This window comes from Streptomyces sp. NPDC050121, assembly GCF_044460385.1.
GTDB lineage: Bacteria > Actinomycetota > Actinomycetes > Streptomycetales > Streptomycetaceae > Streptomyces > Streptomyces soliscabiei.
On the sequence record NZ_JBITJV010000005.1, the window covers coordinates 185321 to 209002 of the forward strand.

The following is a 23682-nucleotide window of genomic DNA, read 5'->3' on the forward strand; positions in this document are numbered from 1 at the left end:
CCCGGCAGGGGCGGGAAAGCCGGGAACGAGAAAGCAAGAAGGCGGCAAGAGGGCGAGGGGATCGTTGAACGATCCCCTCGCCCTCTTGCCGTCCCGTCCCCTCGCCCTCTTGCTCCCCTACTCCACCCCGATCAACAGCAACGCCCCCTGCCGTCCACCCCGGTACACCACCGTGTCCACGGCGAGATACGCCTCCCGCACCCGCGTCTCCAGGCGCTCGGAGACGCCGTCGGGGGCCTCGTCGCCGAGCACGAGGGTGACGAGTTCCCCGCCCGCCGCCAGCATGCGGTTCAGGACGACCTCGGCGGTGGCGATGACATCCGAGCCGATGACGGCCACGTCGCCGTCGATGAGCCCGAGGACGTCGCCGGCCTGGCAGATGCCCGCCATGGTCCACGACTGGCGCTCGGCGACGACGACCTCGGCGTGGCGGGTGGCGCCGGCCGCCGAGGTCATCGAGACGACGTCCTCGTCGAAGCGGCGCTCCGGCTCGTGCACGGCGAGCGCGGCGATCCCCTGGACCGCGGAGCGGGTCGGGATCAGGGCCACCCGGATGCCCTCCGTGCGGGCCTGTTCGGCGGCCGCGGCGGCGGTATGGCGCAGGTCGGCGTCGTTGGGCAGGAGCACCACCTCGCGCGCGTGGGCCCGTCGTACGGCCTCGACGAGTTCACCGCTGGCGGGCGGCTCCCCGGGGCGCGCGAGCACCGTGGTCGCGCCGGCCTCGGCGTACAGCCCGGCCAGGCCCTCGCCGGGCACGACGGCGACGACCGCCCGCTGGACGCGTTCACGGGGCGGACGCTCAGCCCCGCGCGTGTGGGCGTCGTCGGCGCCGAAGTGCGTGATGCGGATCCGGTAGGGTCGGCCGGCCTCGACGCCCGCCTCGACCGCGGCGCCCGCGTCGTCCACGTGCACATGGACGTTCCACAGGCCGTCGCCGCCGACCACGACGAGCGAGTCGCCCAAGGCGTCGAGCCGCTGCCGCAGTCGCGCCACGGCCGCGTCCTCCGCCTCCAGGAGGTAGATCACCTCGAAGGCGGGGCCGCCCCCGCCGTCCGGCCCGTCGGCGCAGTCCTCCGCCGGGACCTTCGCCTGGACGGCCTCCACACGCGCGTGCGCCACCGACACCGACCCGACCGCCGACCCGATCAGGCCGCCGGAGAGCCCCGGCGCCTCCCCCGTGAACGTCTCCACCAGCGCCGCGAGCACCGCCACCAGCCCCCGCCCGCCCGCGTCCACGACCCCGGCACGCTCCAGGACCGCCAGCTGCCCCGGGGTCGCGGCGAGGGCCGCGCACGCCCCCTGGTAGGCCGCCCGGGCGACCGTCCCGCAGTCGCCCTCCGCTCCCCCGGCCGCGTCGGCGGCGGCCGAGGCGACCGACAGGACCGTGCCCTCGACGGGGTGGGCCACGGCCTGGCGCGCGGAGTCGGCGGCCTGCCGAAGGGCCAAGCGCAGCCCGTCCGCGTCGGTGTGAGAGGCCTCACCCTCGGCGGCGAGCACCTGGGCCATGCCGCGCAGCAGCTGGGCGAGGATCGTCCCCGAGTTCCCGCGCGCCCCGATGAGCGCGCCGTGCGCCATCGCGCGCGCGGCGTCGGCGAGGGAGGGCCTCCCGGCGGGTGCGGAACCGGCCTCGTAACCGGCGAACACGGCCTCGACGGCGGTCGCCGCCGACTCGGCGGTCAGGTACAGGTTGGTGCCGGTGTCCCCGTCCGCGACCGGGTAGACGTTGATCGCGTCGATCTCCTCGCGCGCCCGGCCCAACGCGGTGAGCGCGAGGCCGCACCAGGTGCGCACCGCGAGAGCATCGAAGAATGTCTGCGGCACCTGCGCCACCTGCGCCTCCTTGAGCTGCCGGACTGGACGCAGCGTAGACCCCGGACCGGTGTCCACCGGAAACAGGTGAGGTGGGGCCGGGGCCGGGGGCAGGGGCGGGGCGCTGAGCAGGCATGGTAGTTTCGTTGTACTGGCGCAGTCGTTGTATGCTGCTCCGGTTGCCCGATCCCATCGGGCTTTCCCCCTGGCAGCGCCACTCAGATCTCTGATTCTGCGATCTGGATCCCGGCATGCCGGGATCAACCGTAAGTGCATCTGAAGTCTTTGGAGTGACCCGTGGCTGCCAACTGCGACGTCTGCGGCAAGGGGCCGGGCTTCGGCAACAGCGTGTCGTTTTCGCACCGCCGTACGTCCCGTCGCTGGAACCCGAACATCCAGCACGTCCGTACTGTGGTCGGCGGGACGCCGAAGCGCCTGAACGTTTGCACCTCGTGCATCAAGGCCGGCAAGGTCTCGCGCTGACGCACAGCTAAGCGCGCGGCCACCGCTGGTTCGCTGCATCGAGCCGGTCCACCTCGTGTGGACCGGCTTCTTGCTGTGCCCGCTCCGTTGCCGTGCCCGCTTCTCGCACGGCCGGCATTCCGCCAGGCCCAAGATCGACGTACCCATTCGAACACCTGACCAGGCAAGGTCGGGCCGTTCTCAAGCCTCGCGCGTATCCGATGCGAGGGCCCAGCCGTGGTCCACGGGACCGATCCCCGCGCCGAGCGCGAACCCGGCCGCGATCGCCCCGGTGACGTACCCCTTGGCCGCCGTCACCGCCTCCGGCACGGACCGGCCCTTCGCCAGCTGCGCCGCGATCGCGGACGCGAGGGTGCAGCCCGTGCCGTGCGTGTGCCGGTTGTCGTAACGCGGCGCCCGCAGCCAGTGCTCCTCGGCGCCGTCCGTCAGCAAGTCCACGGCGTCACCGGGGAGATGGCCGCCCTTGATCAGCACCCAGCGCGGCCCGTACGCGAGCACGGCGGCCGCCGCTTCCCGCAACTGCTCCTCCGACTCGACCCGTACGCCCGTGAGTTGGGCCACCTCGTCGAGGTTCGGGGTGGCGACGGTCGCGGCCGGCAGCAGCTTCGTCCGTACGGAGTCCAGCGCGGAGGCCGCCAGCAGCGGGTCGCCGTGCTTGGAGACACCGACCGGGTCGACGACGACGGGGGCGTCCGTGCCGGCGATCAACTCGGCGACGGCCTCCACGAGTTCGGCGGAGGCGAGCATGCCCGTCTTCACGGCCTGGACGCCGATGTCGTCGACGACGCTGCGGTACTGGGCCCGCACGGCCGCCACCGGCAGCTCCCAAGCCCCCTGCACACCCAGGGAGTTCTGTGCGGTGACGGCCGTGAGCACGCTCATGCCGTGCACGCCGAGCGCGAGCATCGTCTTCAGGTCGGCCTGGATGCCGGCCCCGCCGCCGGAGTCGGAGCCGGCAACGGTCAGCACCCGGGGAGGCGCACCGGAAGCGCTCACGACTCCATGTCCCCGAAGTGGTCCCAGCCGCCCTTGCTGGTCCACGGCGCCCCGTCGACCGTCACCTGGGGCAGCGCGGACGGGTTGAGGACCTCGCCGATCACCTTCCAGCGGGCGGGCAGCTTCACGTCCGGCGGGAACGTCGCCACGATCGCGTGGTCCTCTCCGCCGGTCAGCACCCACTGGATGGGGTCGACGCCTACGGCCTGCCCGATGTCGTGCATCTGCGTCGGGACGTCGATGGCGCCGGAGCGGATGTCGATGCGGACCTTGCTGGCCTCGGCGATGTGCCCGAGGTCGGCGATCAGCCCGTCGCTGACGTCGCACATCGCCGTCGCGCCGAGCGAGGCGGCGGCCGGACCCGCGTGGTACGGCGGCTCCGGGCGGCGGTGGGCCTCGACGAAGGCGCGGGGCGAGCGAAAGCCTCGGGAGAGGACCGCGTACCCGGCTGCGGACCAGCCCAGCCAGCCGGTCACCGCGACCAGGTCGCCGGGCTGGGCGCCGCCCCGGGTGACCGGCTCCTGGTTGCGCAGATCGCCGAGCGCAGTGATCGACACCATGATCGTGTCGCCCCGTACGACGTCGCCGCCGACGACCGAGGCGCCGGCGACCTGACACTCGTCCCGCAACCCGTCCATCAGCTCGGACGGCCAGGTGACCGGCAGCTCGGCGGGCACGACGAGACCGAGCAGCAGAGCTGTGGGCACCGCGCCCATGGCGGCGATGTCGGCGAGGTTCTGTGCGGCGGCCTTGCGGCCGACGTCGTAGGCCGTGGACCAGTCGCGGCGGAAGTGCCGGCCCTCCAGCAGGATGTCGGTGCTGGCCACGACCCGCCGGTCGGGCGCGGCGACCACCGCGGCGTCGTCGCCGGGGCCGACCCGGACCGCGGGGGTGGTGGTGAGACGGGAGGTGAGCTCCCTGATGAGCCCGAACTCGCCGAGCTCACCAACAGTGCCCTTCATTACCCTTTGGCCCCTTCTGTACCTGTCCGTGCCCGGTCGCGCATAACCAGTGTCCTCGATACGGTCGAGTCAGCCGTCAACTTCTGCCATGCCCGTGCCCCGGCGCGCGTGCCGGGGTCCGCGCAGGTCTCCCCGCGGCGCGCGGCGACGCGATACCGTGGCGTTCCTTTTCCCCACATGATCCTCGTGGCCGCCCTGGAGGTTCCGTGGTACAGGCGTACATCCTGATCCAGACGGAGGTCGGCAAGGCGTCGACCGTCGCCGAGGAGATCAGCAAGATTCCTGGCGTCGTCCAGGCCGAGGACGTGACGGGGCCGTACGACGTGATCGTGCGGGCGCAGGCCGACACGGTGGACGACCTCGGCCGGATGGTGGTCGCCAAGGTCCAGCAGGTGGACGGGATCACCCGTACCCTGACCTGCCCGGTCGTGCATCTGTAGCCCCCGTCTACCCTTGGCCGGTGAACCTTTTCCGTCACCGGCCGCTCGGTCTGCCCGTCCTCGTCCTGCTGATCACGGCCGCGGGCTGCTCCTCAGCAGACGACAGCGCGTCGGTGTCGGTTCCCAGCCCCGGTGCGAAGACCGTGAAGCTGTGCGGGAACCTGGACAAGGCACTGCCGTCGAAGGTGGACGGTGAGAGCCGCCACGATCCCGAGCCCGCCTCCGCGCTGACCGCGGGCTGGGGAGGCCCGGAGATCATACTGCGCTGTGGTGTCGCACAGCCGCCGAAGATGATCGACCCGAAGGTCTCCGAGGGCGCCGACCCGGACGCGGTGGCCGGCGGGGTGAACGGCGTCGACTGGCTGATGGAGAAGCGGGACGGTGGGGGAAACCGCTTCACCACGGCCAACCGGAGCGCGTATGTCGAGGTGACGGTGCCGGACGGCGCGGACAGCTCCGGCGCGCTGATCGATCTGGCGCCGGCCATCAAGAAGGCGATCCCCGAGGGGATCGCCGACTAGCTGGCACACGTCCTGGATCAACCCCGGATCAACGCAGACCCGTCGGCCTGCGCAGCGCTGCCTGGATCAGGCGGTCCACCAGTTCCGGGTAGGCGATTCCGGTGGCCTGCCACATCGCGGGGTACATCGAGATCGGGGTGAAGCCGGGCATCGTGTTGATCTCGTTGATGACGAACTCGCCGTCCTCCGTGAGGAAGAAGTCCGCGCGCACCAGCCCCTCGCAGGACGCCGCCTCGAAGGCGTCCACGGCGAGCCTGCGGACCTCGGCGCTCTCCTCGTCAGTCAGCGGCGCCGGGACGATCCCCGGGGTCGAGTCGATGTACTTGGCGTCGAAGTCGTAGTACGCGTGCGCGTCCGGCGGCGGGATCTCGGCCGGGACGGAGGCGCGGGGGCCGTCCTCGAACTCCAGGACTCCGCACTCGATCTCGCGGCCCCGCAGCGCCGCCTCGACCAGGATCTTCGGGTCATGGCGCCGGGCCTCGGCGATCGCCTCGTCGAGGCCTGCGAGGTCGTCGACCTTGGTGATGCCGATCGACGAGCCCGCGCGCGCGGGCTTCACGAAGAGCGGCCAGCCGTGCTCGCCGGCGAGGTCGACGATCTTCTTGCGGGCGGCCGACTCGTCCTGCTCCCACTCGCGCGGCCGGATCACCACGTACGGGCCGACCTTGAGCCCGAAGGAGGTGAACACCCGCTTCATGTACTCCTTGTCCTGGCCGACGGCCGAGGCGAGCACGCCCGAACCCACGTACGGGACGCCGGAGAGCTCCAGCAGGCCCTGCAGGGTGCCGTCCTCGCCGTACGGGCCGTGCAGCACCGGGAAGACGACGTCGACCTCGCCGAGCGCCTTCGGCACCGATCCGGCCTCGTAGTAGACGACTTCGCGGTTCGCGGGGTCGACGGGGAGCACCACGCCGCCGTCCCGCGACTCGGCGAGCTCGTCGACGTCGGGCGTACGGCGGTCGGTGATCGCCATGCGTTCGGGCGCGTCGGCGGTGAGGAACCAGCGGCCCTCGCGCGTGATGCCGATCGGCAGGACCTCGTACTTGGTCCGGTCGATGGCCCGCAGGACCGCGCCGGCGGTGACCACGGAGATCCCGTGCTCGGAGCTGCGGCCGCCGAAGACGACGGCCACCCGCGGCTTGCGGACGGGCTGCTGAGGGCTCTGGGGGAGGTTCTCGGTGCTCATATCGGCTTGAGAGTACCCGGTGGTAGGGCCGGGAGTCAGCGTCCGCCCGCCGGTTCGCTCAGCGTCGTTCGGGCTTCGCGCTGCGCGACATCAGCTCCTTGACGGCGACCACCGGAGGCTTGCCCTCGTGCACGATGGCGACGACCGTCTCGGTGATGGGCATGTCGACGCCGTGCCGGCGGGCCAGATCCAGCACCGACTCACAGGACTTGACGCCCTCGGCGGTCTGCCTGGTGACGGCGATGGTCTCCTGCAGGGTCATGCCCTTGCCGAGGTTGGTGCCGAAGGTGTGGTTGCGGGACAGCGGCGAGGAGCAGGTGGCCACCAGGTCGCCGAGCCCGGCGAGTCCGGCGAAGGTGAGCGGGTCCGCGCCCATCGCCAGGCCCAGTCGGGTGGTCTCGGCGAGGCCGCGCGTGATGAGCGAGCCCTTGGCGTTGTCGCCGAGTCCCATGCCGTCCGCGATGCCGACGGCGAGGCCGATGACGTTCTTCACCGCACCGCCCAGCTCGCAGCCCACCACGTCGGTGTTGGTGTACGGGCGGAAGTACGGCGTGTGGCAGGCGGCCTGGAGTTTCTGCGCGACGGCCTCGTCGGTGCAGGCGACCACGGCCGCGGCCGGCATCCGGGAGGCGATCTCCTTTGCGAGGTTGGGTCCGGTGACCACGGCGATCCGGTCCGGGCCCACCTTGGCGACGTCCTCGATGACCTCGCTCATCCGCATGGTCGTACCGAGTTCGACGCCCTTCATCAGCGAGACGAGGACGGTGTTCGGGGCGAGCAGCGGCGTCCACGCGGCGAGGTTGGCGCGCAGGGTCTGGGAGGGCACCGACAGGACCGTGTAGTCGGCGTCGGCGGCGGCCTCGGCGGGGTCCGTCGTGGCCCGCAGGTTCTCCGGAAGCTCGACGCCGGGGAAGTAGTCGGGGTTGGCGCGGGCGGTGTTGATCGCCTCTGCCACCTCCAGGCGGCGCGCCCACAGGGTGACCTCGCACCCCGCGTCGGCGAGCACCATGCCGAAGGCCGTCCCCCACGAACCGGCGCTGAACACCGCCGCCTTCACGGACTTGCTCACTTGCTGTTCTCCCCCTCGTGACTGATCTCGGCGCCCATCTCCGCGCCCGTTCCTGCGCCTGCGCCCGTCTCCGCGCCTGTTTCCGCGCCTGTTTCCGTGCCGGTCTGCGCCCGGGTGCGGCGGCGCTGCTCGATCCGCTCCCGGCGCGGGTCGTAGGGCGTCTCGGGTGCCTTCTCGCCCCGGATCTCCTCCAGCTGCGCGGTGACGGCGGCCATGATGACCTCGGTCGCCTCCTTCAGCAGCTCCGGCGTCATCTCCCTGCCGTAGAACCGCGAGAGGTCCACGGGCGGCCCCGCGAGCACATGGTGGGTCTTGCGCGGAAGGAGGTTGGGCTTCTTGGCGTACGGCGGGAGCAGTTCGTTGGCGCCCCACTGGGCGACCGGGATCACGGGGCACTTGGTCTGCAGGGCGACGCGCGCGGCACCGGTCTTGGCGGTCATGGGCCAGCCGTCGGGGTCGCGGGTGAGGGTGCCCTCGGGGTAGAACGCGACGCACTCGCCGCGTTCCACGGCGTCGATCGCGGCCCGGAAGGCGCTCAGCGCGTCCGTGCTCTCGCGGTAGACGGGGATCTGTCCGGTCCCGCGCATCGCGGCGCCGACGAATCCGTCCTTGAAAAGCGCGCTCTTCGCCAGGAAACGCGGCACCCGTCCGGTGTTGTACTGGAAGTGCGCGTAGGCGAACGGGTCGACGTGCGAATTGTGGTTCACCGCGGTGATAAAGCCGCCGTCGACCGGAATGTGCTCCATTCCGCGCCAGTCCCGCTTGATCAGAACCACCAGCCAGGGTTTGCAGAGGACCGCTGCGAAGCGGTACCAGAAGCCGATTCTGCGGCGGGGCACGCGGACACCTTCCTCTAGGACTTCCCAAGGCCTGCTCCCGGGCCTGGGGCCGCACAAGTGTCGCCCCGGGCCGCCGGTCTGTCGAGAACACGGTACGCCCGCCCGCCCGAGCGGCGAATGGGCCGGGTGACAATGGCCGCGACAAGAGAGGGACGGTACGCCGGTGGAGTGGACCTTGGTCATACCCCTGAAGCCCTTGGCGCTGGCCAAGAGCAGGCTCGCGGACACCGCGACCGACGGCCTGCGCCCGGGCCTCGCCCTCGCCTTCGCCGAGGACACCGTGGCGGCGGCGCTGGCCTCACCTGCGGTGCGGGATGTGGCAGTAGTCACGGACGACGCGCTGGCCGGACGCACCCTGGCGGCCCTGGGCGCCCGCATCGTCCCCGGCGAGCCGCGCACGGGCCTGAACGCGGCTCTGACCCACGGAGCGGCCGCCGTACGCGCCGTACGCCCCGATTCCCCGCTCGCGGCCCTCAACGCGGATCTGCCGGCCCTGCGCCCGGCGGAATTGGCCCGGGTCCTGGACGCGGCCACGGAATTCCCCCGCGCTTTTCTCCCGGACGCGGCCGCAATCGGCACCACGCTTCTCGCAGTGGCCGCCGGCCGTGAATTGCTCCCCGCATTCGGCACGGATTCCCGCGCCCGGCATCGCGCTTCCGGCGCCGTGGAACTCCTTCTCGACGGGGTGGATTCCGTACGCCAGGACGTCGACACCGGCGAGGACCTGCGCACGGCCCTGTCCCTGGGCGTGGGCCCCCGAACGGCCGCGGCGGCGGCGCGGTTGCTGACCGCGGGGCAGTAGGCTGCCGCCATGCAGGCGACCGCATACACGTACGACCCCGGCACGCGCAGCGGGCAGGTGCTGCTGGACGACGGCACGCCGGTGCCCTTCGACGCGTCGGCGTTCGACGCGGGCGGGCTGCGGCTGCTGCGGCCCGGGCAGCGGGTCCGGATCGAGGTGGCGCAGCCGCAGGATCCGAAGGACGCTCCCCGGATCACCCTGGTGACGCTGCAGACGTTCTGAACACGCCGCGGGCCGGACTTCCGTGAGGGAGTCCGGCCCGGCGCGTGAGTGCCCCTGCTGGCTTGCGCCTAGCGGGCGGTGGCCTTCTTGGCGGTGGTCTTGCGCGCGGTCGACTTCTTGGCGGGAGCCTTCGTGGCCGTCGCCTTCTTCGCCGGGGCCTTCTTGGCCGTGGTCTTCTTGGCGGCGGCCGTCTTCGCGGTGGTCGTCTTCTTGGCGGCCGCCGTCGTCTTGGTGGTGGCCTTCTTCGCGGTGGCCTTCTTCGCGGTGGCCGTGGTCTTCTTCGCGGCGGCCGTCGTCTTCTTGGCGGCGGCGGTCCGCTTCGCGGCGGCCGTCTTCGTGGTCGCCTTCTTCGCGGCGGCCTTCTTGACCGTGGCGGAAGCACCGCCGGTCAGGCTGCCCTTGGGGGCCTTCTTGACGGCGACCTCGCCGCCGCGCGGGAGCTTCTTCGAGCCGCTCACCAGGTCCTTGAAGCCCTGGCCTGCGCGGAAGCGCGGCACCGACGTCTTCTTGACCCGAACCCGCTCGCCCGTCTGGGGGTTGCGAGCGTAGCGGGCCGGCCGGTCGACCTTCTCGAACGAACCGAAGCCGGTGACCGAGACCCGGTCGCCGGCGACGGTCGCGCGGACGATGGCGTCCAGGACCGCGTCGACCGCCTCGGCGGCCTGCTGGCGGCCGCCCAGCTTGTCGGCAATTGCTTCTACGAGCTGCGCCTTGTTCACGTCTTCCCCTTCGGAGACATTCGCCAGAACGAAAGTGTTCAAGCTTTTTCGCACGTTAGGCAGATATATACCGCAAATCAAACACGAAACGGGCTAATCACCCTTGTGCCGCAACGAAATCGGCCGCCCCGGAGGCGATCAGCGCTCCTCTTCGGGCATTCGCCCCTCGTCGAGGTCCGCCATGAACCGCTCCAGACGCCTTGTCGCATCGGCGAGATCGTGCTTGGCCGCGGCCGTAATGACCAGCAGCTTCCGGGTCAGCGCCATCCGTACGCCCTCCGGGACTTGCAGTGCGCGCACCCTTGTGTGCGCTTCCTTGAGCTGGTTCGCGACCGCCGTATAGAGCTCGAGTTGGCCGTCGTGTTCCATGCACAGATTGTGCCATCTGGGGCGAGTTGTCGCCCGCTCAGGGGGCAACTACCGCCTCAAACGGCCGTCCGGGCACTTCCGGCGGTCATGTCCGTACAGGGCGCGTACCCAAGCAACACCCGTCCTAACGTGGGAAGTTGGCAAGAACGGCGAAGGGTGTCGGGGCCGAACGGGTACAGAAACAGCCGTACCCCCGATCGGTCCGATCGGGGGTACGGCGGGGGTGTCGCGGTGGCCGAAACTCGACCTGCTCAGGGCCTCCTCGGGGCTCCTGGGTCAGCCCTGGAGCGTCCTCGGCTTGTACGACGGCCGCTTGGCCTCGTACGCGGAGATGTCGCCCTCGTTCTGGAGGGTGATGGAGATGTCGTCCAGCCCGTTCAGCAGCCGCCAGCGGGAGTTCTCGTCCAGCTCGAAGGAGGCGGTGATCCCCTCGGCGCGCACCTCGCGGGCCTCGAGGTCGACGGTGATCTCGGCCTGCGGGTCCTTCTCCGTGAGCTCCCACAGCGCGTCCACGATCTTCTGCTCGATCACCACCGTGAGCAGGCCGTTCTTGAGCGAGTTGCCGCGGAAGATGTCGGCGAACCGGGACGAGATCACGGTCTTGAAGCCGTAGTTCTGCAGCGCCCAGACGGCGTGCTCACGGGAGGAACCGGTGCCGAAGTCGGGCCCGGCGACCAGAACCGTGGCGCCCTGCCGCTCGGGCCGGTTGAGGATGAACGTCTCGTCCTTGCGCCAGGCCTCGAACAGCCCGTCCTCGAACCCGTCCCGCGTGACCTTCTTGAGCCAGTGAGCAGGGATGATCTGGTCGGTGTCGACGTTGGAGCGGCGCAGCGGGACGGCCCGGCCGGTGTGCGTGGTGAATGCTTCCATGACTTCTCAGACTCCAGCGGGCGTACGGGTCTCGGCGTCGGACAGGTCGGCCGGGGAGGCCAGGTGGCCCAGGACGGCCGTGGCGGCCGCGACCTGCGGCGACACCAGGTGCGTACGACCGCCCTTGCCCTGCCGGCCCTCGAAGTTGCGGTTGGAGGTGGACGCGGAGCGCTCACCGGGGGCCAGCTGGTCCGGGTTCATGCCCAGACACATCGAGCAGCCCGCGTGCCGCCATTCGGCGCCGGCCTCCTTGAAGACGACGTCCAGACCCTCGGAAACGGCCTGCAGACCGACCCGCGCGGAGCCCGGGACGACCAGCATCCGTACGCCGTCGGCGACTTTGCGGCCCTCGACGATCGCGGCGGCCGCGCGCAGGTCCTCGATGCGGCCGTTGGTGCAGGAGCCTACGAAGACGGTGTCCACCTTGATGGTGCGCAGCGGCTGTCCGGCCTCCAACCCCATGTATTCCAGGGCCTTTTCGGCGGCGAGGCGCTCCGAAGCGTCTTCGTACGAAGCAGGGTCGGGGACGTCCGCCGAAAGCGGCGCGCCCTGGCCCGGGTTGGTGCCCCAGGTGACGAACGGCGACAGCGCGGCGGCGTCGATGACGACCTCGGCGTCGAACTCGGCGTCGGCGTCCGTCTTCAGCGTCTTCCAGTACGCGACCGCGGCGTCCCAGTCCTCGCCCTCGGGGGCGTGGGCGCGGCCCTTGATGTACTCGAAGGTCGTCTCGTCCGGGGCGATCATGCCCGCGCGGGCGCCGGCCTCGATCGACATGTTGCAGATGGTCATCCGGGCTTCCATCGAGAGCTTCTCGATGGCGGAGCCGCGGTACTCGAGGATGTAGCCCTGGCCGCCGCCGGTGCCGATCCTGGCGATGATCGCCAGGATCAGGTCCTTGGCGGTGACGCCGTCGGGCAGCTCGCCGTCGACCGTGATCGCCATGGTCTTGGGGCGGGCCAGCGGCAGCGTCTGGGTGGCCAGCACATGCTCGACCTGCGAGGTGCCGATACCGAACGCCAGCGCGCCGAACGCGCCGTGCGTGGAGGTGTGGGAGTCACCGCAGACGACGGTCATGCCGGGCTGGGTCAGACCCAGCTGCGGGCCGACGACGTGCACGACGCCCTGCTCGACGTCGCCGAGCGGGTGCAGTCGCACGCCGAACTCGGCGCAGTTCTTGCGCAGCGTCTCCAGCTGGGCGCGCGAGACCGGGTCGGCGATCGGCTTGTCGATGTCGAGGGTCGGGGTGTTGTGGTCCTCGGTCGCGATGGTGAGGTCGAGACGGCGCACGGGGCGGCCGTTCTGACGGAGGCCGTCGAAGGCCTGGGGGCTGGTCACCTCGTGCAGCAGGTGCAGATCGATGAAGAGGAGGTCGGGCTCGCCCTCGGCGCGCCGGACGACGTGGTCGTCCCAGACCTTCTCCGCGAGTGTCCTACCCATCGCTTTCCCTCCGGCCGGCAAAGGTGCGCCGGCCCAACTAGAGATCTTGTGGAGGCGACGCCCACGGTCGTGTTTCTCGGCGTTTCCGGGCAACCGCCGCCAGGCCCGTTGGTCCGCGGGCCGTCATGCATCCAAGGGTTGCGCGTCTCACGGAAAAATGAACTTGCGTTTCACAGAGTGAGACGGGAGTATCGTTGCATGGACAACAGTAGCGGCGTCGGCGTTCTGGACAAGGCAGCCCTTGTCCTGAGCGCCCTGGAGTCCGGTCCGGCCACCCTCGCAGGCTTGGTCGCTGCCACCGGACTCGCACGACCCACGGCCCACCGCCTGGCCGTGGCTTTGGAACACCACCGTATGGTGGCGCGCGACATGCAGGGCCGTTTCATCCTCGGCCCCCGTCTGGCCGAGCTGGCCGCGGCAGCGGGCGAGGACCGCCTCCTGGCGACCGCGGGCCCGGTGCTCACCCATCTGCGCGACATCACGGGCGAGAGCGCACAGCTCTACCGCCGCCAGGGCGACATGCGCATCTGCGTGGCCGCGGCGGAACGCCTGTCCGGCCTTCGGGACACGGTCCCGGTCGGCTCCACGCTCACGATGAAGGCCGGCTCCTCGGCCCAGATCCTGATGGCCTGGGAGGAGCCGGAGCGTCTGCACCGGGGTCTGCAGGGCGCCCGTTTCACGGCGACGGCCCTGTCGGGCGTACGGCGCCGCGGCTGGGCCCAGTCCATCGGCGAGCGCGAGCCGGGCGTCGCGTCCGTCTCGGCGCCCGTGCGCGGCCCCTCCAACCGTGTGGTGGCCGCCGTCTCCGTCTCGGGCCCGATCGAGCGGCTGACCCGCCACCCGGGCCGTATGCACGCCCAGGCGGTCATCGATGCGGCGGCCCGCCTGTCGGAGGCCCTGCGCAGGACGGGCTGAGCCGCCCCTCCACCGCGCGCGCCGAGCACACGCCCGGAAAAGAGCCGGCCTCAACGCCGCGGCAGGCTCTTCCCGGCCCCGCTCAGGCCTTCGACTCCGTCTGCTCCGACCGGTACGCGTACCGGTCCTTCGCATAGCGCCCCCGCTCCCCCATCGGCACCTGCCCGTGCGCGGCCGCGAGGCCGAACGCCGGCATGTCGCCGTAGACCGCCTCGTACGAGCCCTCCGGCACGACATACGCCTCGTGCCAGATCCCCACGTGCCCGCGCACCTTCCCGTCCTTCTCCAGGCGGTTGATCTTCGCCCACGCGCGATGGTGGAACGCGTCGGGCGCACTCGCGTAGGCGTACAGCTTCTCCTTGGACTCCCAGTACTGGACGACGTAGTACGTCCTCGGGGAGGCCGTCAGCAGCACGCGGGAGAGCAGCCCACGCCCGGGATCCTTCTTGAGCTCGGCCAGCATGCGGAGCATGGCCAGCATGACCGGCACCCACTGGTGCACGGCCCAGAAGCGGTTGACGCGCATCCCGATCAGCAGGACGACCACGTCTCCGCGGGCGTCGGCGGTGGTGCGGTTCGCTGCGACAGACATGCTTGGATAGTGCCGCTGACCAAGGAAGGGCGCAAGGCATGCGGCTGGCCGAGCTGAGCGAACGCAGCGGTGTCTCCACCGCGACGATCAAGTACTACCTGCGCGAAGGTCTCCTGCCGCCCGGCCGCCAGATCAACCTGACTACCGCCGAGTACGACGAGGAGCATCTGCGCCGGCTGCGGCTGGTGCGCGCGATGATCCAGGTGGGCCGGCTGCCGGTGGCCACGGTCCGCGAGGTGCTCGGGCATGTCGACGACGACTCCCTGGGCCGCACGGTCCGCCTCGGCGCGGCCCTTTGGGCGCTGCCGCAGGTCCCCGCGCCGGACGCGGAGGACGAGTACGTGCGCGCCGCCCAGCTGGAGGCGGACGAACTGCTGCGCACCCTGGGCTGGTCAAACGCCCGCCTGCTGACGACCGTCTCCCCCGCCTACCGCTCGCTGGTGGTGGCGGTGGCCGCGATGCGCCGCCTCGGCTATGAGTGGGACGCCGAACTGCTCTTGGCCTACGCCCGGTTGATGCACCGGGCGGCCGGGCTCGATCTGGACTTCGTGGAGACGCAGGAGTCGGAGTCGGAGCGGATCGAGGCGGCGGTGCTGGGCGCGATCCTGGTCGAGCCGATGTTGCAGGCGCTGCACCGGCTGGCGCAGGAGGAGGAGGCGGCGCGGCGGTACGGCTTCGAATGAGCCGGGAACGCCGAAGGGCCCCCACCGAAGTGGAGGCCCTGTCGGACTGCGTACCCCCGACCGGATTCGAACCGGCGCTACCGCCTTGAGAGGGCGGCGTGCTAGGCCGCTACACAACGGGGGCGAGGATCTTGCAAGCGTTTAACTTACACGCCGCAGAGCCGAGCTGGTCTACCAGGACTCGAACCTAGAATGACGGTACCAGAAACCGTAGTGTTGCCAATTACACCATAGACCAAGGTGATTCAAGCTGAATCGTACCCCCGACCGGATTCGAACCGGCGCTACCGCCTTGAGAGGGCGGCGTGCTAGGCCGCTACACAACGGGGGCCCTAGCGATCCTGCATGAGAGCCAGCGGGTGCGACCCGGACTGTCTTCCTGGGAAGGATCTGTACCCCCGACCGGATTCGAACCGGCGCTACTGCCTTGAGAGGGCAGCGTGCTAGGCCGCTACACAACGGGGGCTTTGCAGATGAGCTCTGCGAGCTGGCCTACCAGGACTCGAACCTAGACTAACTGAACCAGAATCAGTCGTGCTGCCAATTACACCATAGGCCACTGGAACGCAAGCCCCGTAGGGGATCTTGTTCTAGTTTCGCTCCTCCGGTTCCGGCCTTTCGGCCCGCTCCCCGGCGGCGCAGGAAGAACATTACCCGAAGGTGGACTGCGCTCCAAAACGGGTATCCGAGCCGAGGATCGCCGGGAGTTCGGCGAGGGTGGCGATCCGGTGCCGTCCCACCGGGGCCTCCACGGTCGCCGTGCCGCCGTAGCGGTCGATCCACACCGAGAGCAGTCCGGCGTCGGCGGCGCCCCGGCCGTCGATCTCCGGGTGGTCGCCGACGTAGGCCACCTGGTCCGGGGGCAGGGACAGGGCCTCGCAGGCCGCGAGGAACGCGCCGGCGTCCGGCTTGGAGACGCCGAGCTCCGCGGCGCACAGGATGGCCTCGAAGCGGTCGTGGACGCCGAGGACGCGCAGCTTGTGGTCCTGGACGTGGATGCTGGAGTTGGAGAGCACCGCGTGGCGGTGACTGGCGGCGAGGGCGTCCAGGACGGGCAGGACGTCCGGGAAGAGCGACCAGGCGGCCTCGTAGTGCGGGCGGTACCGCACGAACCAGTCGTCGGCCTCCGCGTCCGTCATCTCGCGCTCCAGGAACAGCCGTACCCGGTCCCGGCGCTGGTCCTCGAAGGTGATCCCGCCCGCCGAGAACCGCGCCCACTGCTGGTCGGTGACCTCGCGCCACCGCGCGAGCGCCTGCTCCGCGGTCCCGAACCTCTCGAGCAGCCTCTCGGCCGTCAGATACGACCGCATGCCTTCGCGGTCCGCGGTCGTGTAGTCGAAAAGGGTGTCGTCCACGTCCCAGACCACGGCGCGAATGCTCATGTCCCCGACGGTATCGCGAGCTGGCACACTGACGGTATGAGCGAGTACCGAGTCCAGTTCACCGTCGAGGCCCAGGCGGCCTACGACGGTCTGCCCGGAGAGCGTCGCACCCAGTTGGACAAGGCTGTGCGGATACTGGCCCGGGATCCCTACCGCAAGGTGTCGACCGCGCAACTCGGTCCCGACGAACACCTGCGCAAGGCGTATGTGGCCCCCGGCGTGATGGTGGAGTACGTGGTCGCGGGGGCCGTCATGGTCGTCGTCGTGCTGGAGATCTTCGACGAGTTCGCCTACCTGATCGACGAGAACGACGCCGTCTGAGGCGAACGAGTGAGGGGCGGCACCCGAGTCGACCGGGTGCCGCCCCTCACTCACGCGTGGGCGTTACGCCGCCAGCTTCGCCAGGGCCGCGTCGATGCGGGCCAGGGTCTTCTCCTTGCCCAGGACTTCCAGGGACTCGAAGAGGGGGAGGCCGACCGTGCGGCCGGTGACGGCCACCCGGACGGGGGCCTGGGCCTTGCCGAGCTTGAGGCCGTGGGCCTCGCCGGCGGCCAGCACGGCCTCCTTGAGGGACTCGGCGGAGGTCCAGTCGGCCGACTCCAGCTTCTCGCGGGCCGTCGTGAGCAGCGCGTCGCTGCCCTCCTTCATCGCCTTCGTCCAGCTCGCCTCGTCCTCGACCGGCTCCGGGAGGAACAGGAAGTCGACGTTGTCGGTGATCTCCGAGAGGACCTTCAGGCGGGTCTGGGCGTGCGGGGCGATCGCCTGCCACTTTGTCTCGTCGAAGTCCTCCGGTGCCCACGGCGCGAAGGGGGCCCTCAGCCAGGGGGCGCAGCGCTCCGTGAAGTCCTTCACGTCGAGCAGGCGGATGTGGTCGGCGTTGATCGCCTCGCACTTCTTCAGGTCGAAGCGCGCCGGGTTGGGGTTGACGTCCGCGATCTCGAAGGCGGCGATCATCTCGTCCGTCGTGAAGATGTCCTGGTCGGCCGAGAGGGACCAGCCGAGCAGCGAGAGGTAGTTGAGCAGGCCCTCGGGGAGGAAGCCGCGCTCCCGGTAGAGGTTGAGGGACGACTCCGGGTCCCGCTTGGAGAGCTTCTTGTTGCCCTCGCCCATCACGTACGGCAGGTGGCCGAAGGCGGGCACGGACTTCGCGATGCCCAGCTCGGTCAGCGCCTTGTAGAGGGCGATCTGGCGGGGGGTGGAGGACAGCAGGTCCTCGCCGCGCAGGACGTGCGTGATCTCCATCAGCGCGTCGTCGACCGGGTTGACCAGCGTGTACAGCGGGGCGCCGTTCGCGCGGACGATGCCGTAGTCGGGCACGTTCTCCGGGGTGAACGTCAGTTCGCCGCGGACCAGGTCGGTGAAGGTGATCGTCTCGCCGGGCATGCGGAAGCGGACGATCGGGGTGCGGCCCTGGGCCTGGTACTCCGCCACCTGCGCCTCGGTGAGGTCGCGGCAGTGGCCGTCGTAGCCGGACGGCTTGCCGGCGGCGCGGGCGGCCTCCCGGCGGGTGTCCAGCTCCTCCTGGGAGCAGTAGCAGCGGTAGGCGTGGCCGGCGGCGAGGAGCTTCTCGGCGACGTCCTTGTAGAGGTCCATGCGCTGCGACTGGCGGTACGGCGCGTGCGGGCCGCCGACCTCCGGGCCCTCGTCCCAGTCGAAGCCCAGCCAGCGCATCGAGTCGAGCAGCTGGTTGTACGACTCCTCGGAGTCGCGGGCCGCGTCGGTGTCCTCGATGCGGAAGACCAGGGTGCCCTGGTGGTGCTTGGCGAACGCCCAGTTGAACAGGGCAGTGCGGACCAGGCCCACGTGGGGGTTACCGGTGGGCGAGGGGCAGAAACGGACGCGTACGGGAGAGCCGGGTGCGCTAGCCACGCTTGACAACCTTGTTGGTGAGAGTGCCGATGCCTTCGATGGTGACGGCGACCTCGTCGCCGACAGCCAGGGGGCCGACCCCTGCCGGGGTGCCCGTGAGGATCACGTCGCCGGGGAGCAGCGTCATGGCCTCGGTGATGTTGACGATCAGATCCTCGATCGAGTGGATCATCTCGCTGGTGCGGCCGAGCTGCCGCTGCTGTCCGTTGACCGTGAGCTGGACGGTGAGGTCGCTCGCGGTCTCGAGGTCCAGGCCGGTCTCCACCCAGGGGCCGAGCGGGCAGGAGGTGTCGAAGCCCTTGGCCCGGGCCCACTGCTTCTCGCGCTTTTGGACGTCGCGGGCGGTGATGTCGTTCGCGCAGGTGTAGCCGAAGATCACGTCCTTGACGCGTTCACGCGGGACCTCGCGGCACAGCCGGCCGATGACCACGGCGAGCTCGGCCTCGTGGTGGACGTCCGCGGAGAAGGACGGGTACTGGATGTCGTCGCCGGGGCCGATCACCGAGGTGGACGGCTTGAAGAAGGCGAAGGGGGCGTCGGGCACCTCGTTGCCCAGCTCGCGCGCGTGCTCGGCGTAGTTGCGGCCGAAGGCCACGACCTTGTTGGGAAGCACGGGCGGGAGCAGTCGGACCTTGCTCAGCGGCACCTTGGTGCCGGAGAGCTCGAAGTCCACGAACGGGATGCCCTTGATGATGTCGAGGACGAGCTCGTCCGGCTTGTCGCCCTCGACCGCGCCGAAGGCGACGTTCCCGTCGATGGAGAACCTGGCGATGCGCACGGGTTGGTTGGCCCCTTGACTGAGCTGGCTGGAGTGTGACGGTCCAGGCTAACGCGGAAGGGCGTCCCCGGCCGGGGACGCCCTTGACATCCGCGGGCCGCCGCCTTGAGCATTCCGCGGTCGGCGCCCGTATCTCCGCGTGAAGACATGAAGATCCACGAAGGTCCGTGAAGATCTACTCCGCGACGGAGACCGCGACCGGGGCCTCCATGAGGATGGTGCGCTTGGGGTTGGCAGTCTGGGCAGGCAGCTCGACGGAGTGCTCCCGCTGCTCCGGGAGCTGCAGTTCGTCGGCGTCCTTGAGGTGCGCCAGCGTCGTGCGCCGCGGGTTGGCGATCTTGTGGAACATCGTCGTCGTCTTCACTGTTGTACGTAACCCTGTCGTCTCGGGGCGCCGGGGGAAGCCGTCAAGGGCCCCCGCACAAGCGCAGCTTGTCGGATTTGCCATCCCTGTAAAGCGTCAGGCTAAACACGCGATTCCCGTGGAACGCGTGAAGGTCGCATGATCGGCGTGTGAGTTTGCTCACGACTTGGCGGGCAAAACGGTCAATTAAGGCCCTCAAGTGACCACTATGAAACGGACATTGCACACCTGAAGCGCTCATTCCGCTCCTGATCATGGCGACTGGGACACCCTCTGGACGCCCTCGCTTCGCCCGCTTATGTCCGCCTTACGGGGGATCACCTTCTACATCCCGTAACTTGACCCTTACGTGGTGTCACGGATGTCACAGCCTGGCCAACGGGCCTTGTTGGAGATCCTGCACTGTGCTGGAATTCCTCGGACCGCCGCGGGTTCGAGCCGGCGCACATGGGGCGCCCAGCGCGCCCGGTGGCGGCGAGACAGGGGGAGCGAGCGCCGGTCACTCACGACCATCGGGGGGCGTAATTCAGGACGCCCCTCAACACGCCGACACCGTCCTTCCGTTCACGCGGAGGGGCGCCTGGTCCAGAGGTTGCGACGCTAGTGCAGGGACGTTTCAAGAGGGATGGCAGCGCTTCGGCCGAGCCGGAGCCGCACGGCGGGACTGGCCCGATGGCAGTCGGCTCCTCGCCCCAGCACGCCCAGAACCCGGGCCCGGCCCCGTCCGGCGACGGCGGTGAGCGCCCCGGGCGCCCCGGCGCGTCCGCGTCGCCGAGTTCTCCTCCTCCGACTCCGACCGTCAAGCCGGCGGCCGGCACGCCCGGCAGCGGCTCGCGCGTCGCGCTGCGCAACTGGCGTATCTCCACGCGTCTGGTGGCGCTGCTGACGCTCCCCGTGGTCGCGGCCACCACGCTGGGCGCCATCCGCATCAACCAGTCGATGGACGACATCCAGCAGCTCGACAACATGAAGCTGCTGACGGACATGACCAAGCAGGCCACGGAACTGGCCGTGCAGCTCCAGAACGAGCGCGACCGCTCCGCGGGCCCGCTGGCGCACGGCGCCAAGGCGACGGACTTCGGCGTCAAGGGCTACCGGGACAAGACCGACAAGGCCCTCGTCGCCTTCCAGGACGCCTCGGAGGAGATCGACGGCGCCACCACGGACGGCAACCTCCAGGGTGTCCGCGACACCCTCGTGGGTCTCCTGAGCGACCTGAACAACCTCGCCAAGATCCGCAGCACGGCCTACGCGGACAGGGGCAACTCCACCCAGACGGTCGAGGCCTACCACCGCCTCATCACCGGCCTGCTCGACCTGTCGCAGGACATGGCGCAGGCCACGAACAACCCGGAGATGATCCAGCGCACGCGTGCACTGGCCGCCTTCTCCTCCGCCAAGGAGTACGCCTCCGTCCAGCGCGCCGTGCTCGCGGCGGCACTGCCCGTGGGCAACACCGTCAGCGGCGACCTCAAGGAGAACGACCGGCAGTACGCCGAGGCCGCGCTCGAGAACCAGGACTCCGAACTCTCGAGTTTCCGCAGCATCTACGGCGACGACGGCGCCGAGGAGCTGCTGAAGCCCATCGAGCAGGGCAACCCGGTCATCGAGGAGGCGGACACCTACGCCACCCGGGCGCTCAGCTCCGCCACCGGTCTGCAGTCGCTGGACAAGCGGTCCTACCAGGACTGGATCGACGACAGCACGACCAAGATCACGCAGATGAACAACATCGAGCACACGCTGCTCGAGGACATGGAGCAGAAGGCGCGTGAGCTGCGCGCCGCGTCGGAGCGCGAAGCGATCATCTCCGGTGCGCTCATCCTGCTGGTGCTCGGTGTGTCGCTGGTCGGCGCGTTCGTCGTCGCCCGGTCCATGATCCGCTCGCTGCGCCGTCTGCAGGAGACCGCCACCAAGGTCGCCCAGGACCGCCTGCCCGAGCTGGTCAAGCAGCTGTCCGAGTCCGACCCGCAGGACGTCGACACGTCCGTGGAGTCGGTCGGTGTGCACTCCCGGGACGAGATCGGCCAGGTGGCCGCGGCCTTCGACGACGTGCACCGCGAGGCGGTCCGCCTCGCCGCCGAGCAGGCCCTGCTGCGGGGCAACGTCAACGCGATGTTCACCAACCTCTCGCGCCGCTCCCAGGGCCTCATCCAGCGTCAGCTCTCGCTCATCTCCGAACTGGAGTCCCGCGAGGCCGACCCGGACCAGCTGTCCTCGCTCTTCAAGCTCGACCACCTCGCGACCCGCATGCGCCGTAACGGTGAGAACCTCCTCGTCCTCGCGGGTGAGGAGCCCGGCCGCCGCTGGACCCGCCCGGTCCCGCTGGTCGACGTCCTGCGTGCCGCCGCGTCCGAGGTGGAGCAGTACGAGCGCATCGAGCTGTCCTCCGTGCCGACCACCGAAGTGGCCGGCCGGGTCGTCAACGACCTCGTGCACCTCCTCGCCGAGCTGCTGGAGAACGCCACCTCGTTCTCCTCGCCGCAGACCAAGGTCAAGGTCACCGGTCACGCGCTGCCCGACGGCCGCGTCCTGATCGAGATCCACGACACCGGCATCGGCCTGTCCCCCGAGGACCTCGCCGCGATCAACGAGCGGCTCGCCTCGCCGCCCACCGTGGACGTGTCGGTCTCCCGCCGCATGGGTCTGTTCGTGGTCGGCCGGCTGTCCCAGCGTCACGGCATCCGCATCCAGCTGCGCCCGTCCGACTCCGGTGGTACGACCGCGCTGGTCATGCTGCCGGTGGACGTCGCGCAGGGCGGCAAGAAGCCTCAGCCCAAGCCCGGCCAGGGCGGCACCGCGGGCGGTCCCGCCGCCGCGCAGGCCGCGGCGGGAGTCGCCGCCGCGCGTCGCCAGAACGGCTCGCAGGGCGGCGCCCTCGGCGCCGGCCCCGGCGGCGGCGGCCTGCTCGGCGCCGGTCAGGGTCCCCGGGCCGCGCTGCCCGGCCGTGACGGCGGTGGCCGTCCCGGCGGCCAGCCGCCGCGCGGCCCGCAGCAGCCTCCGGCCTCCCCCCAGCAGGGCCGGCCCGCTCCGGCCGGCTTCGGCGGCCAGGCGCCGGGCGCGCCGCAGGGTCTGCAGGCGGCCGGTACGGGCACGCAGGGCACCGACATGTTCGGTGGCGGACGTCCGCCGCAGCGGGGCAACAAGGCCGAGCAGGGCGGCCGCGGCCGTCAGCCGCAGCTGCCGCCGCGCGGTGGTCCGCGCGCCGAGCTGCCCGGCGGCAACCCGCAGCCGCGCGTGCCGAGCTGGGGCGACGAGAACGCCCAGCCGCCGGTGCCGCGCACCCCGCTGGACGCCCCGCGCGGTCACGAGGAGCCGGACGTCGCCCAGACGTCGCGGATGCCCCGCATCGACGACCGTCAGGGTCCCGGGGCCACCGCCGAGATACCGGTGATCCCGCGACCGGACGAGCGCCAGGGTCCGGCGGGTCCCGCCGACTTCGGTCGTCCGGGGGCGAACGGGCTGCAGAGCACGGGCCAGTTCCCGGCCGTGGGCAACGGCCAGTCGGGCTTCAACGGGCGTCAGGACAACGGACAGTTCCAGCGTCCGAGTGCCAACGGCCGACAGGACACCGGCCAGTTCGAGCGCCCCGGCGCAGGCGGCCAGGGTCAGGGTCCGGGTCAGCAGGACACCAACGGCTTCACCCGGTCCGACGTCTTCGGCGCCGCGGGCGGCCAGAACGCCCAGGCGGCCCCGAACCACTTCGCACCGCAGGCGTACGACAACGGCTCCACCGGGCAGTTCGCCATGCCCGGCTACGACGGCTCCTCGACCGGTCAGCACTCGCTGCCCGGCCGCCAGGACCCCTCGTCCACGGGCCAGTTCCCCGTCGCGCAGCCCGGTGGCTACGGCACCGGGCAGCAGCCGGCGGTCCCGCCGCGTCCGGCCGGGCGTCCGGAGCCGGAGGCCCTGCCGCCGGCCGGTCCCGGGGACGGTCGTACGCCGCTGTACGACACGCTGGAGACCAACTGGTTCCACGGTCAGCAGGCGGGCGGTTCCGCACCGGAGCCGGAGCGGGCCCCCCAGCAGCACCAGCAGCCGCAGGCTCCGGCTGCTCCCCAGCGTCCCGCTGCCGCCAGTGCCTCCTGGCGCACCTCGCCGAACGACGAACTCGTCCGGCAGGCCGAGCGCGTCAGGCAGCCGGCCGCGGGCGGCGTCACCACTTCCGGTCTGCCGCGCCGGGTGCCCCGGGCGAACCTCGTCCCGGGTACGGCTCAGCAGCAACAGCACCAAACCGGTCCGCAGGTCTCGCGTGCGCCTGACGACGTACGCGGCCGACTGACCAATCTCCGTCGGGGCATCGCGCAGGGTCGTCAGGTCGGCAACGGCCAGACCGGCAGCTTCCCGAACCCCACTCACCAGCAGGAGCGTTAGT

At 70.7% G+C, this 23682-nt stretch carries 24 protein-coding genes and 5 tRNA genes; 9 read left to right on the forward strand and 20 right to left on the reverse strand.

Going from position 1 to position 23682, the window contains the following annotated elements; translation table 11 throughout:
* Positions 1 to 117: 117 nt before the first annotated feature.
* On the reverse strand, positions 118 to 1830 hold the full coding sequence (locus ACIBTS_RS10435) for a DAK2 domain-containing protein (protein WP_399318196.1): 1713 nt from the start codon (positions 1828 to 1830) through the stop codon (positions 118 to 120).
* A 276-nt stretch (positions 1831 to 2106) separates the two neighbouring features.
* Between ACIBTS_RS10435 and rpmB the strand changes: the two genes are divergently transcribed.
* Entirely contained in the window at positions 2107 to 2292 is a 186-nt protein-coding gene (gene rpmB / locus ACIBTS_RS10440; protein ID WP_007384934.1) for a 50S ribosomal protein L28, read from the forward strand.
* A 180-nt stretch (positions 2293 to 2472) separates the two neighbouring features.
* On the opposite strand, the gene thiD is transcribed toward rpmB, so the two are convergent.
* Entirely contained in the window at positions 2473 to 3288 is an 816-nt protein-coding gene (thiD, locus tag ACIBTS_RS10445; RefSeq protein ID WP_399318198.1) for a bifunctional hydroxymethylpyrimidine kinase/phosphomethylpyrimidine kinase, read from the reverse strand.
* The gene (locus ACIBTS_RS10450; RefSeq protein WP_079659260.1) at positions 3285 to 4250 is read right to left on the reverse strand and encodes a thiamine-phosphate kinase; all 966 of its coding nucleotides are present in this window, start codon (positions 4248 to 4250) and stop codon (positions 3285 to 3287) included. The genes thiD and ACIBTS_RS10450 overlap by 4 nt, the downstream gene beginning before the upstream one ends.
* 206 nt (positions 4251 to 4456) lie before the next feature.
* Between ACIBTS_RS10450 and ACIBTS_RS10455 the strand changes: the two genes are divergently transcribed.
* On the forward strand, positions 4457 to 4690 hold the full coding sequence (locus ACIBTS_RS10455; protein ID WP_079659261.1) for an Lrp/AsnC family transcriptional regulator: 234 nt from the start codon (positions 4457 to 4459) through the stop codon (positions 4688 to 4690).
* A 20-nt stretch (positions 4691 to 4710) separates the two neighbouring features.
* A complete protein-coding gene (locus tag ACIBTS_RS10460) occupies positions 4711 to 5211 on the forward strand; it encodes a DUF3515 domain-containing protein (RefSeq protein WP_319671532.1) in 501 nt (166 codons plus the stop codon).
* 28 nt (positions 5212 to 5239) lie between these two features.
* Here ACIBTS_RS10460 and ACIBTS_RS10465 read toward each other — a convergent pair whose 3' ends face one another.
* The 3 genes from ACIBTS_RS10465 to ACIBTS_RS10475 are packed head-to-tail and all read right to left on the reverse strand — an operon-like array spanning position 5240 to position 8305.
* Positions 5240 to 6397 (reverse strand): D-alanine--D-alanine ligase family protein, encoded by a 1158-nt coding sequence (locus tag ACIBTS_RS10465; RefSeq protein ID WP_319671533.1) that lies wholly within the window; start codon positions 6395 to 6397, stop codon positions 5240 to 5242.
* A 58-nt stretch (positions 6398 to 6455) separates the two neighbouring features.
* Positions 6456 to 7466, reverse strand: coding sequence for an NAD(P)H-dependent glycerol-3-phosphate dehydrogenase (locus tag ACIBTS_RS10470; RefSeq protein WP_399318200.1), 1011 nt, complete (start codon positions 7464 to 7466; stop codon positions 6456 to 6458).
* The gene (locus ACIBTS_RS10475; RefSeq protein ID WP_399318202.1) at positions 7463 to 8305 is read right to left on the reverse strand and encodes a lysophospholipid acyltransferase family protein; all 843 of its coding nucleotides are present in this window, start codon (positions 8303 to 8305) and stop codon (positions 7463 to 7465) included. Before ACIBTS_RS10475 ends, ACIBTS_RS10470 begins: the two co-directional genes overlap by 4 nt.
* 163 nt (positions 8306 to 8468) lie before the next feature.
* Here ACIBTS_RS10475 and cofC point away from each other — a divergent pair, with 163 nt between their 5' ends.
* Positions 8469 to 9107, forward strand: coding sequence for a 2-phospho-L-lactate guanylyltransferase (gene cofC / locus ACIBTS_RS10480; protein ID WP_399318204.1), 639 nt, complete (start codon positions 8469 to 8471; stop codon positions 9105 to 9107).
* A 9-nt stretch (positions 9108 to 9116) separates the two neighbouring features.
* Positions 9117 to 9329, forward strand: a complete 213-nt coding sequence (locus ACIBTS_RS10485; RefSeq protein ID WP_399318206.1) for a hypothetical protein — start codon at positions 9117 to 9119, stop codon at positions 9327 to 9329.
* A gap of 68 nt (positions 9330 to 9397) precedes the next feature.
* On the opposite strand, the gene ACIBTS_RS10490 is transcribed toward ACIBTS_RS10485, so the two are convergent.
* The 4 genes from ACIBTS_RS10490 to leuC all read right to left on the reverse strand — a co-directional run bounded on the left by ACIBTS_RS10490 (position 9398) and on the right by leuC (position 12724).
* On the reverse strand, positions 9398 to 10048 hold the full coding sequence (locus ACIBTS_RS10490) for an HU family DNA-binding protein (RefSeq protein ID WP_399318209.1): 651 nt from the start codon (positions 10046 to 10048) through the stop codon (positions 9398 to 9400).
* Positions 10049 to 10186: 138 nt separating this feature from the next.
* Complete coding sequence (locus ACIBTS_RS10495) at positions 10187 to 10417, reverse strand: hypothetical protein (RefSeq protein WP_079659269.1); 231 nt, start codon at positions 10415 to 10417, stop codon at positions 10187 to 10189.
* 276 nt (positions 10418 to 10693) lie between these two features.
* Entirely contained in the window at positions 10694 to 11287 is a 594-nt protein-coding gene (leuD, locus tag ACIBTS_RS10500; protein WP_399318211.1) for a 3-isopropylmalate dehydratase small subunit, read from the reverse strand.
* Between the two features lie 6 nt (positions 11288 to 11293).
* On the reverse strand, positions 11294 to 12724 hold the full coding sequence (gene leuC, locus ACIBTS_RS10505; RefSeq protein WP_399318213.1) for a 3-isopropylmalate dehydratase large subunit: 1431 nt from the start codon (positions 12722 to 12724) through the stop codon (positions 11294 to 11296).
* 198 nt (positions 12725 to 12922) lie between these two features.
* On the opposite strand from leuC, the gene ndgR reads away from it, so the two are divergent.
* Positions 12923 to 13639, forward strand: a complete 717-nt coding sequence (gene ndgR, locus ACIBTS_RS10510; RefSeq protein WP_007384919.1) for an IclR family transcriptional regulator NdgR — start codon at positions 12923 to 12925, stop codon at positions 13637 to 13639.
* Positions 13640 to 13721: 82 nt separating this feature from the next.
* Here ndgR and ACIBTS_RS10515 read toward each other — a convergent pair whose 3' ends face one another.
* The gene (locus ACIBTS_RS10515; protein ID WP_399318215.1) at positions 13722 to 14231 is read right to left on the reverse strand and encodes a DUF4188 domain-containing protein; all 510 of its coding nucleotides are present in this window, start codon (positions 14229 to 14231) and stop codon (positions 13722 to 13724) included.
* A 38-nt stretch (positions 14232 to 14269) separates the two neighbouring features.
* On the opposite strand from ACIBTS_RS10515, the gene ACIBTS_RS10520 reads away from it, so the two are divergent.
* Complete coding sequence (locus ACIBTS_RS10520) at positions 14270 to 14914, forward strand: MerR family transcriptional regulator (protein WP_399318216.1); 645 nt, start codon at positions 14270 to 14272, stop codon at positions 14912 to 14914.
* Positions 14915 to 14965: 51 nt separating this feature from the next.
* On the opposite strand, the gene ACIBTS_RS10525 is transcribed toward ACIBTS_RS10520, so the two are convergent.
* From ACIBTS_RS10525 to ACIBTS_RS10550, 6 genes are all read right to left on the reverse strand, one after another.
* Positions 14966 to 15038: transfer RNA gene (locus ACIBTS_RS10525), tRNA-Glu, on the reverse strand.
* A 42-nt stretch (positions 15039 to 15080) separates the two neighbouring features.
* Positions 15081 to 15152: transfer RNA gene (locus ACIBTS_RS10530), tRNA-Gln, on the reverse strand.
* A gap of 20 nt (positions 15153 to 15172) precedes the next feature.
* A tRNA-Glu gene (locus ACIBTS_RS10535) sits at positions 15173 to 15245 on the reverse strand.
* A 62-nt stretch (positions 15246 to 15307) separates the two neighbouring features.
* Positions 15308 to 15380 (reverse strand) — tRNA-Glu (locus tag ACIBTS_RS10540).
* A 21-nt stretch (positions 15381 to 15401) separates the two neighbouring features.
* Positions 15402 to 15473: transfer RNA gene (locus ACIBTS_RS10545), tRNA-Gln, on the reverse strand.
* Between the two features lie 91 nt (positions 15474 to 15564).
* Positions 15565 to 16296, reverse strand: a complete 732-nt coding sequence (locus ACIBTS_RS10550; RefSeq protein ID WP_399318218.1) for an HAD family hydrolase — start codon at positions 16294 to 16296, stop codon at positions 15565 to 15567.
* Between the two features lie 36 nt (positions 16297 to 16332).
* Here ACIBTS_RS10550 and ACIBTS_RS10555 point away from each other — a divergent pair, with 36 nt between their 5' ends.
* Positions 16333 to 16617 (forward strand): hypothetical protein, encoded by a 285-nt coding sequence (locus tag ACIBTS_RS10555; RefSeq protein WP_399318220.1) that lies wholly within the window; start codon positions 16333 to 16335, stop codon positions 16615 to 16617.
* A gap of 63 nt (positions 16618 to 16680) precedes the next feature.
* Here ACIBTS_RS10555 and gltX read toward each other — a convergent pair whose 3' ends face one another.
* The 3 genes from gltX to ACIBTS_RS10570 form a co-directional block, all read right to left on the reverse strand.
* On the reverse strand, positions 16681 to 18165 hold the full coding sequence (gene gltX, locus ACIBTS_RS10560; RefSeq protein ID WP_399318222.1) for a glutamate--tRNA ligase: 1485 nt from the start codon (positions 18163 to 18165) through the stop codon (positions 16681 to 16683).
* Positions 18158 to 18943: a fumarylacetoacetate hydrolase family protein gene (locus ACIBTS_RS10565; protein ID WP_079659277.1), complete on the reverse strand. Its 786-nt coding sequence runs from the start codon at positions 18941 to 18943 to the stop codon at positions 18158 to 18160. Before ACIBTS_RS10565 ends, gltX begins: the two co-directional genes overlap by 8 nt.
* A gap of 175 nt (positions 18944 to 19118) precedes the next feature.
* A complete protein-coding gene (locus ACIBTS_RS10570) occupies positions 19119 to 19307 on the reverse strand; it encodes a hypothetical protein (RefSeq protein ID WP_399318224.1) in 189 nt (62 codons plus the stop codon).
* 603 nt (positions 19308 to 19910) lie between these two features.
* On the opposite strand from ACIBTS_RS10570, the gene ACIBTS_RS10575 reads away from it, so the two are divergent.
* Complete coding sequence (locus tag ACIBTS_RS10575; RefSeq protein WP_399318226.1) at positions 19911 to 23681, forward strand: nitrate- and nitrite sensing domain-containing protein; 3771 nt, start codon at positions 19911 to 19913, stop codon at positions 23679 to 23681.
* Position 23682: the final 1 nt, after the last annotated feature.

Bases quoted from the DNA above. Each gene is read 5' to 3' on its own strand.
- leuC (WP_399318213.1), bottom strand. From the start codon at position 12,724: ATGGGTAGGACACTCGCGGAGAAGGTCTGGGACGACCACGTCGTCCGG.
- ACIBTS_RS10550 (WP_399318218.1), bottom strand. From the start codon at position 16,296: ATGAGCATTCGCGCCGTGGTCTGGGACGTGGACGACACCCTTTTCGAC.
- ACIBTS_RS10485 (WP_399318206.1), top strand. From the start codon at position 9,117: ATGCAGGCGACCGCATACACGTACGACCCCGGCACGCGCAGCGGGCAG.
- ACIBTS_RS10495 (WP_079659269.1), bottom strand. From the start codon at position 10,417: ATGGAACACGACGGCCAACTCGAGCTCTATACGGCGGTCGCGAACCAG.
- ndgR (WP_007384919.1), top strand. From the start codon at position 12,923: ATGGACAACAGTAGCGGCGTCGGCGTTCTGGACAAGGCAGCCCTTGTC.
- leuD (WP_399318211.1), bottom strand. From the start codon at position 11,287: ATGGAAGCATTCACCACGCACACCGGCCGGGCCGTCCCGCTGCGCCGC.
- ACIBTS_RS10555 (WP_399318220.1), top strand. From the start codon at position 16,333: ATGAGCGAGTACCGAGTCCAGTTCACCGTCGAGGCCCAGGCGGCCTAC.
- ACIBTS_RS10520 (WP_399318216.1), top strand. From the start codon at position 14,270: ATGCGGCTGGCCGAGCTGAGCGAACGCAGCGGTGTCTCCACCGCGACG.
- ACIBTS_RS10515 (WP_399318215.1), bottom strand. From the start codon at position 14,231: ATGTCTGTCGCAGCGAACCGCACCACCGCCGACGCCCGCGGAGACGTG.
- ACIBTS_RS10450 (WP_079659260.1), bottom strand. From the start codon at position 4,250: ATGAAGGGCACTGTTGGTGAGCTCGGCGAGTTCGGGCTCATCAGGGAG.
- ACIBTS_RS10465 (WP_319671533.1), bottom strand. From the start codon at position 6,397: ATGAGCACCGAGAACCTCCCCCAGAGCCCTCAGCAGCCCGTCCGCAAG.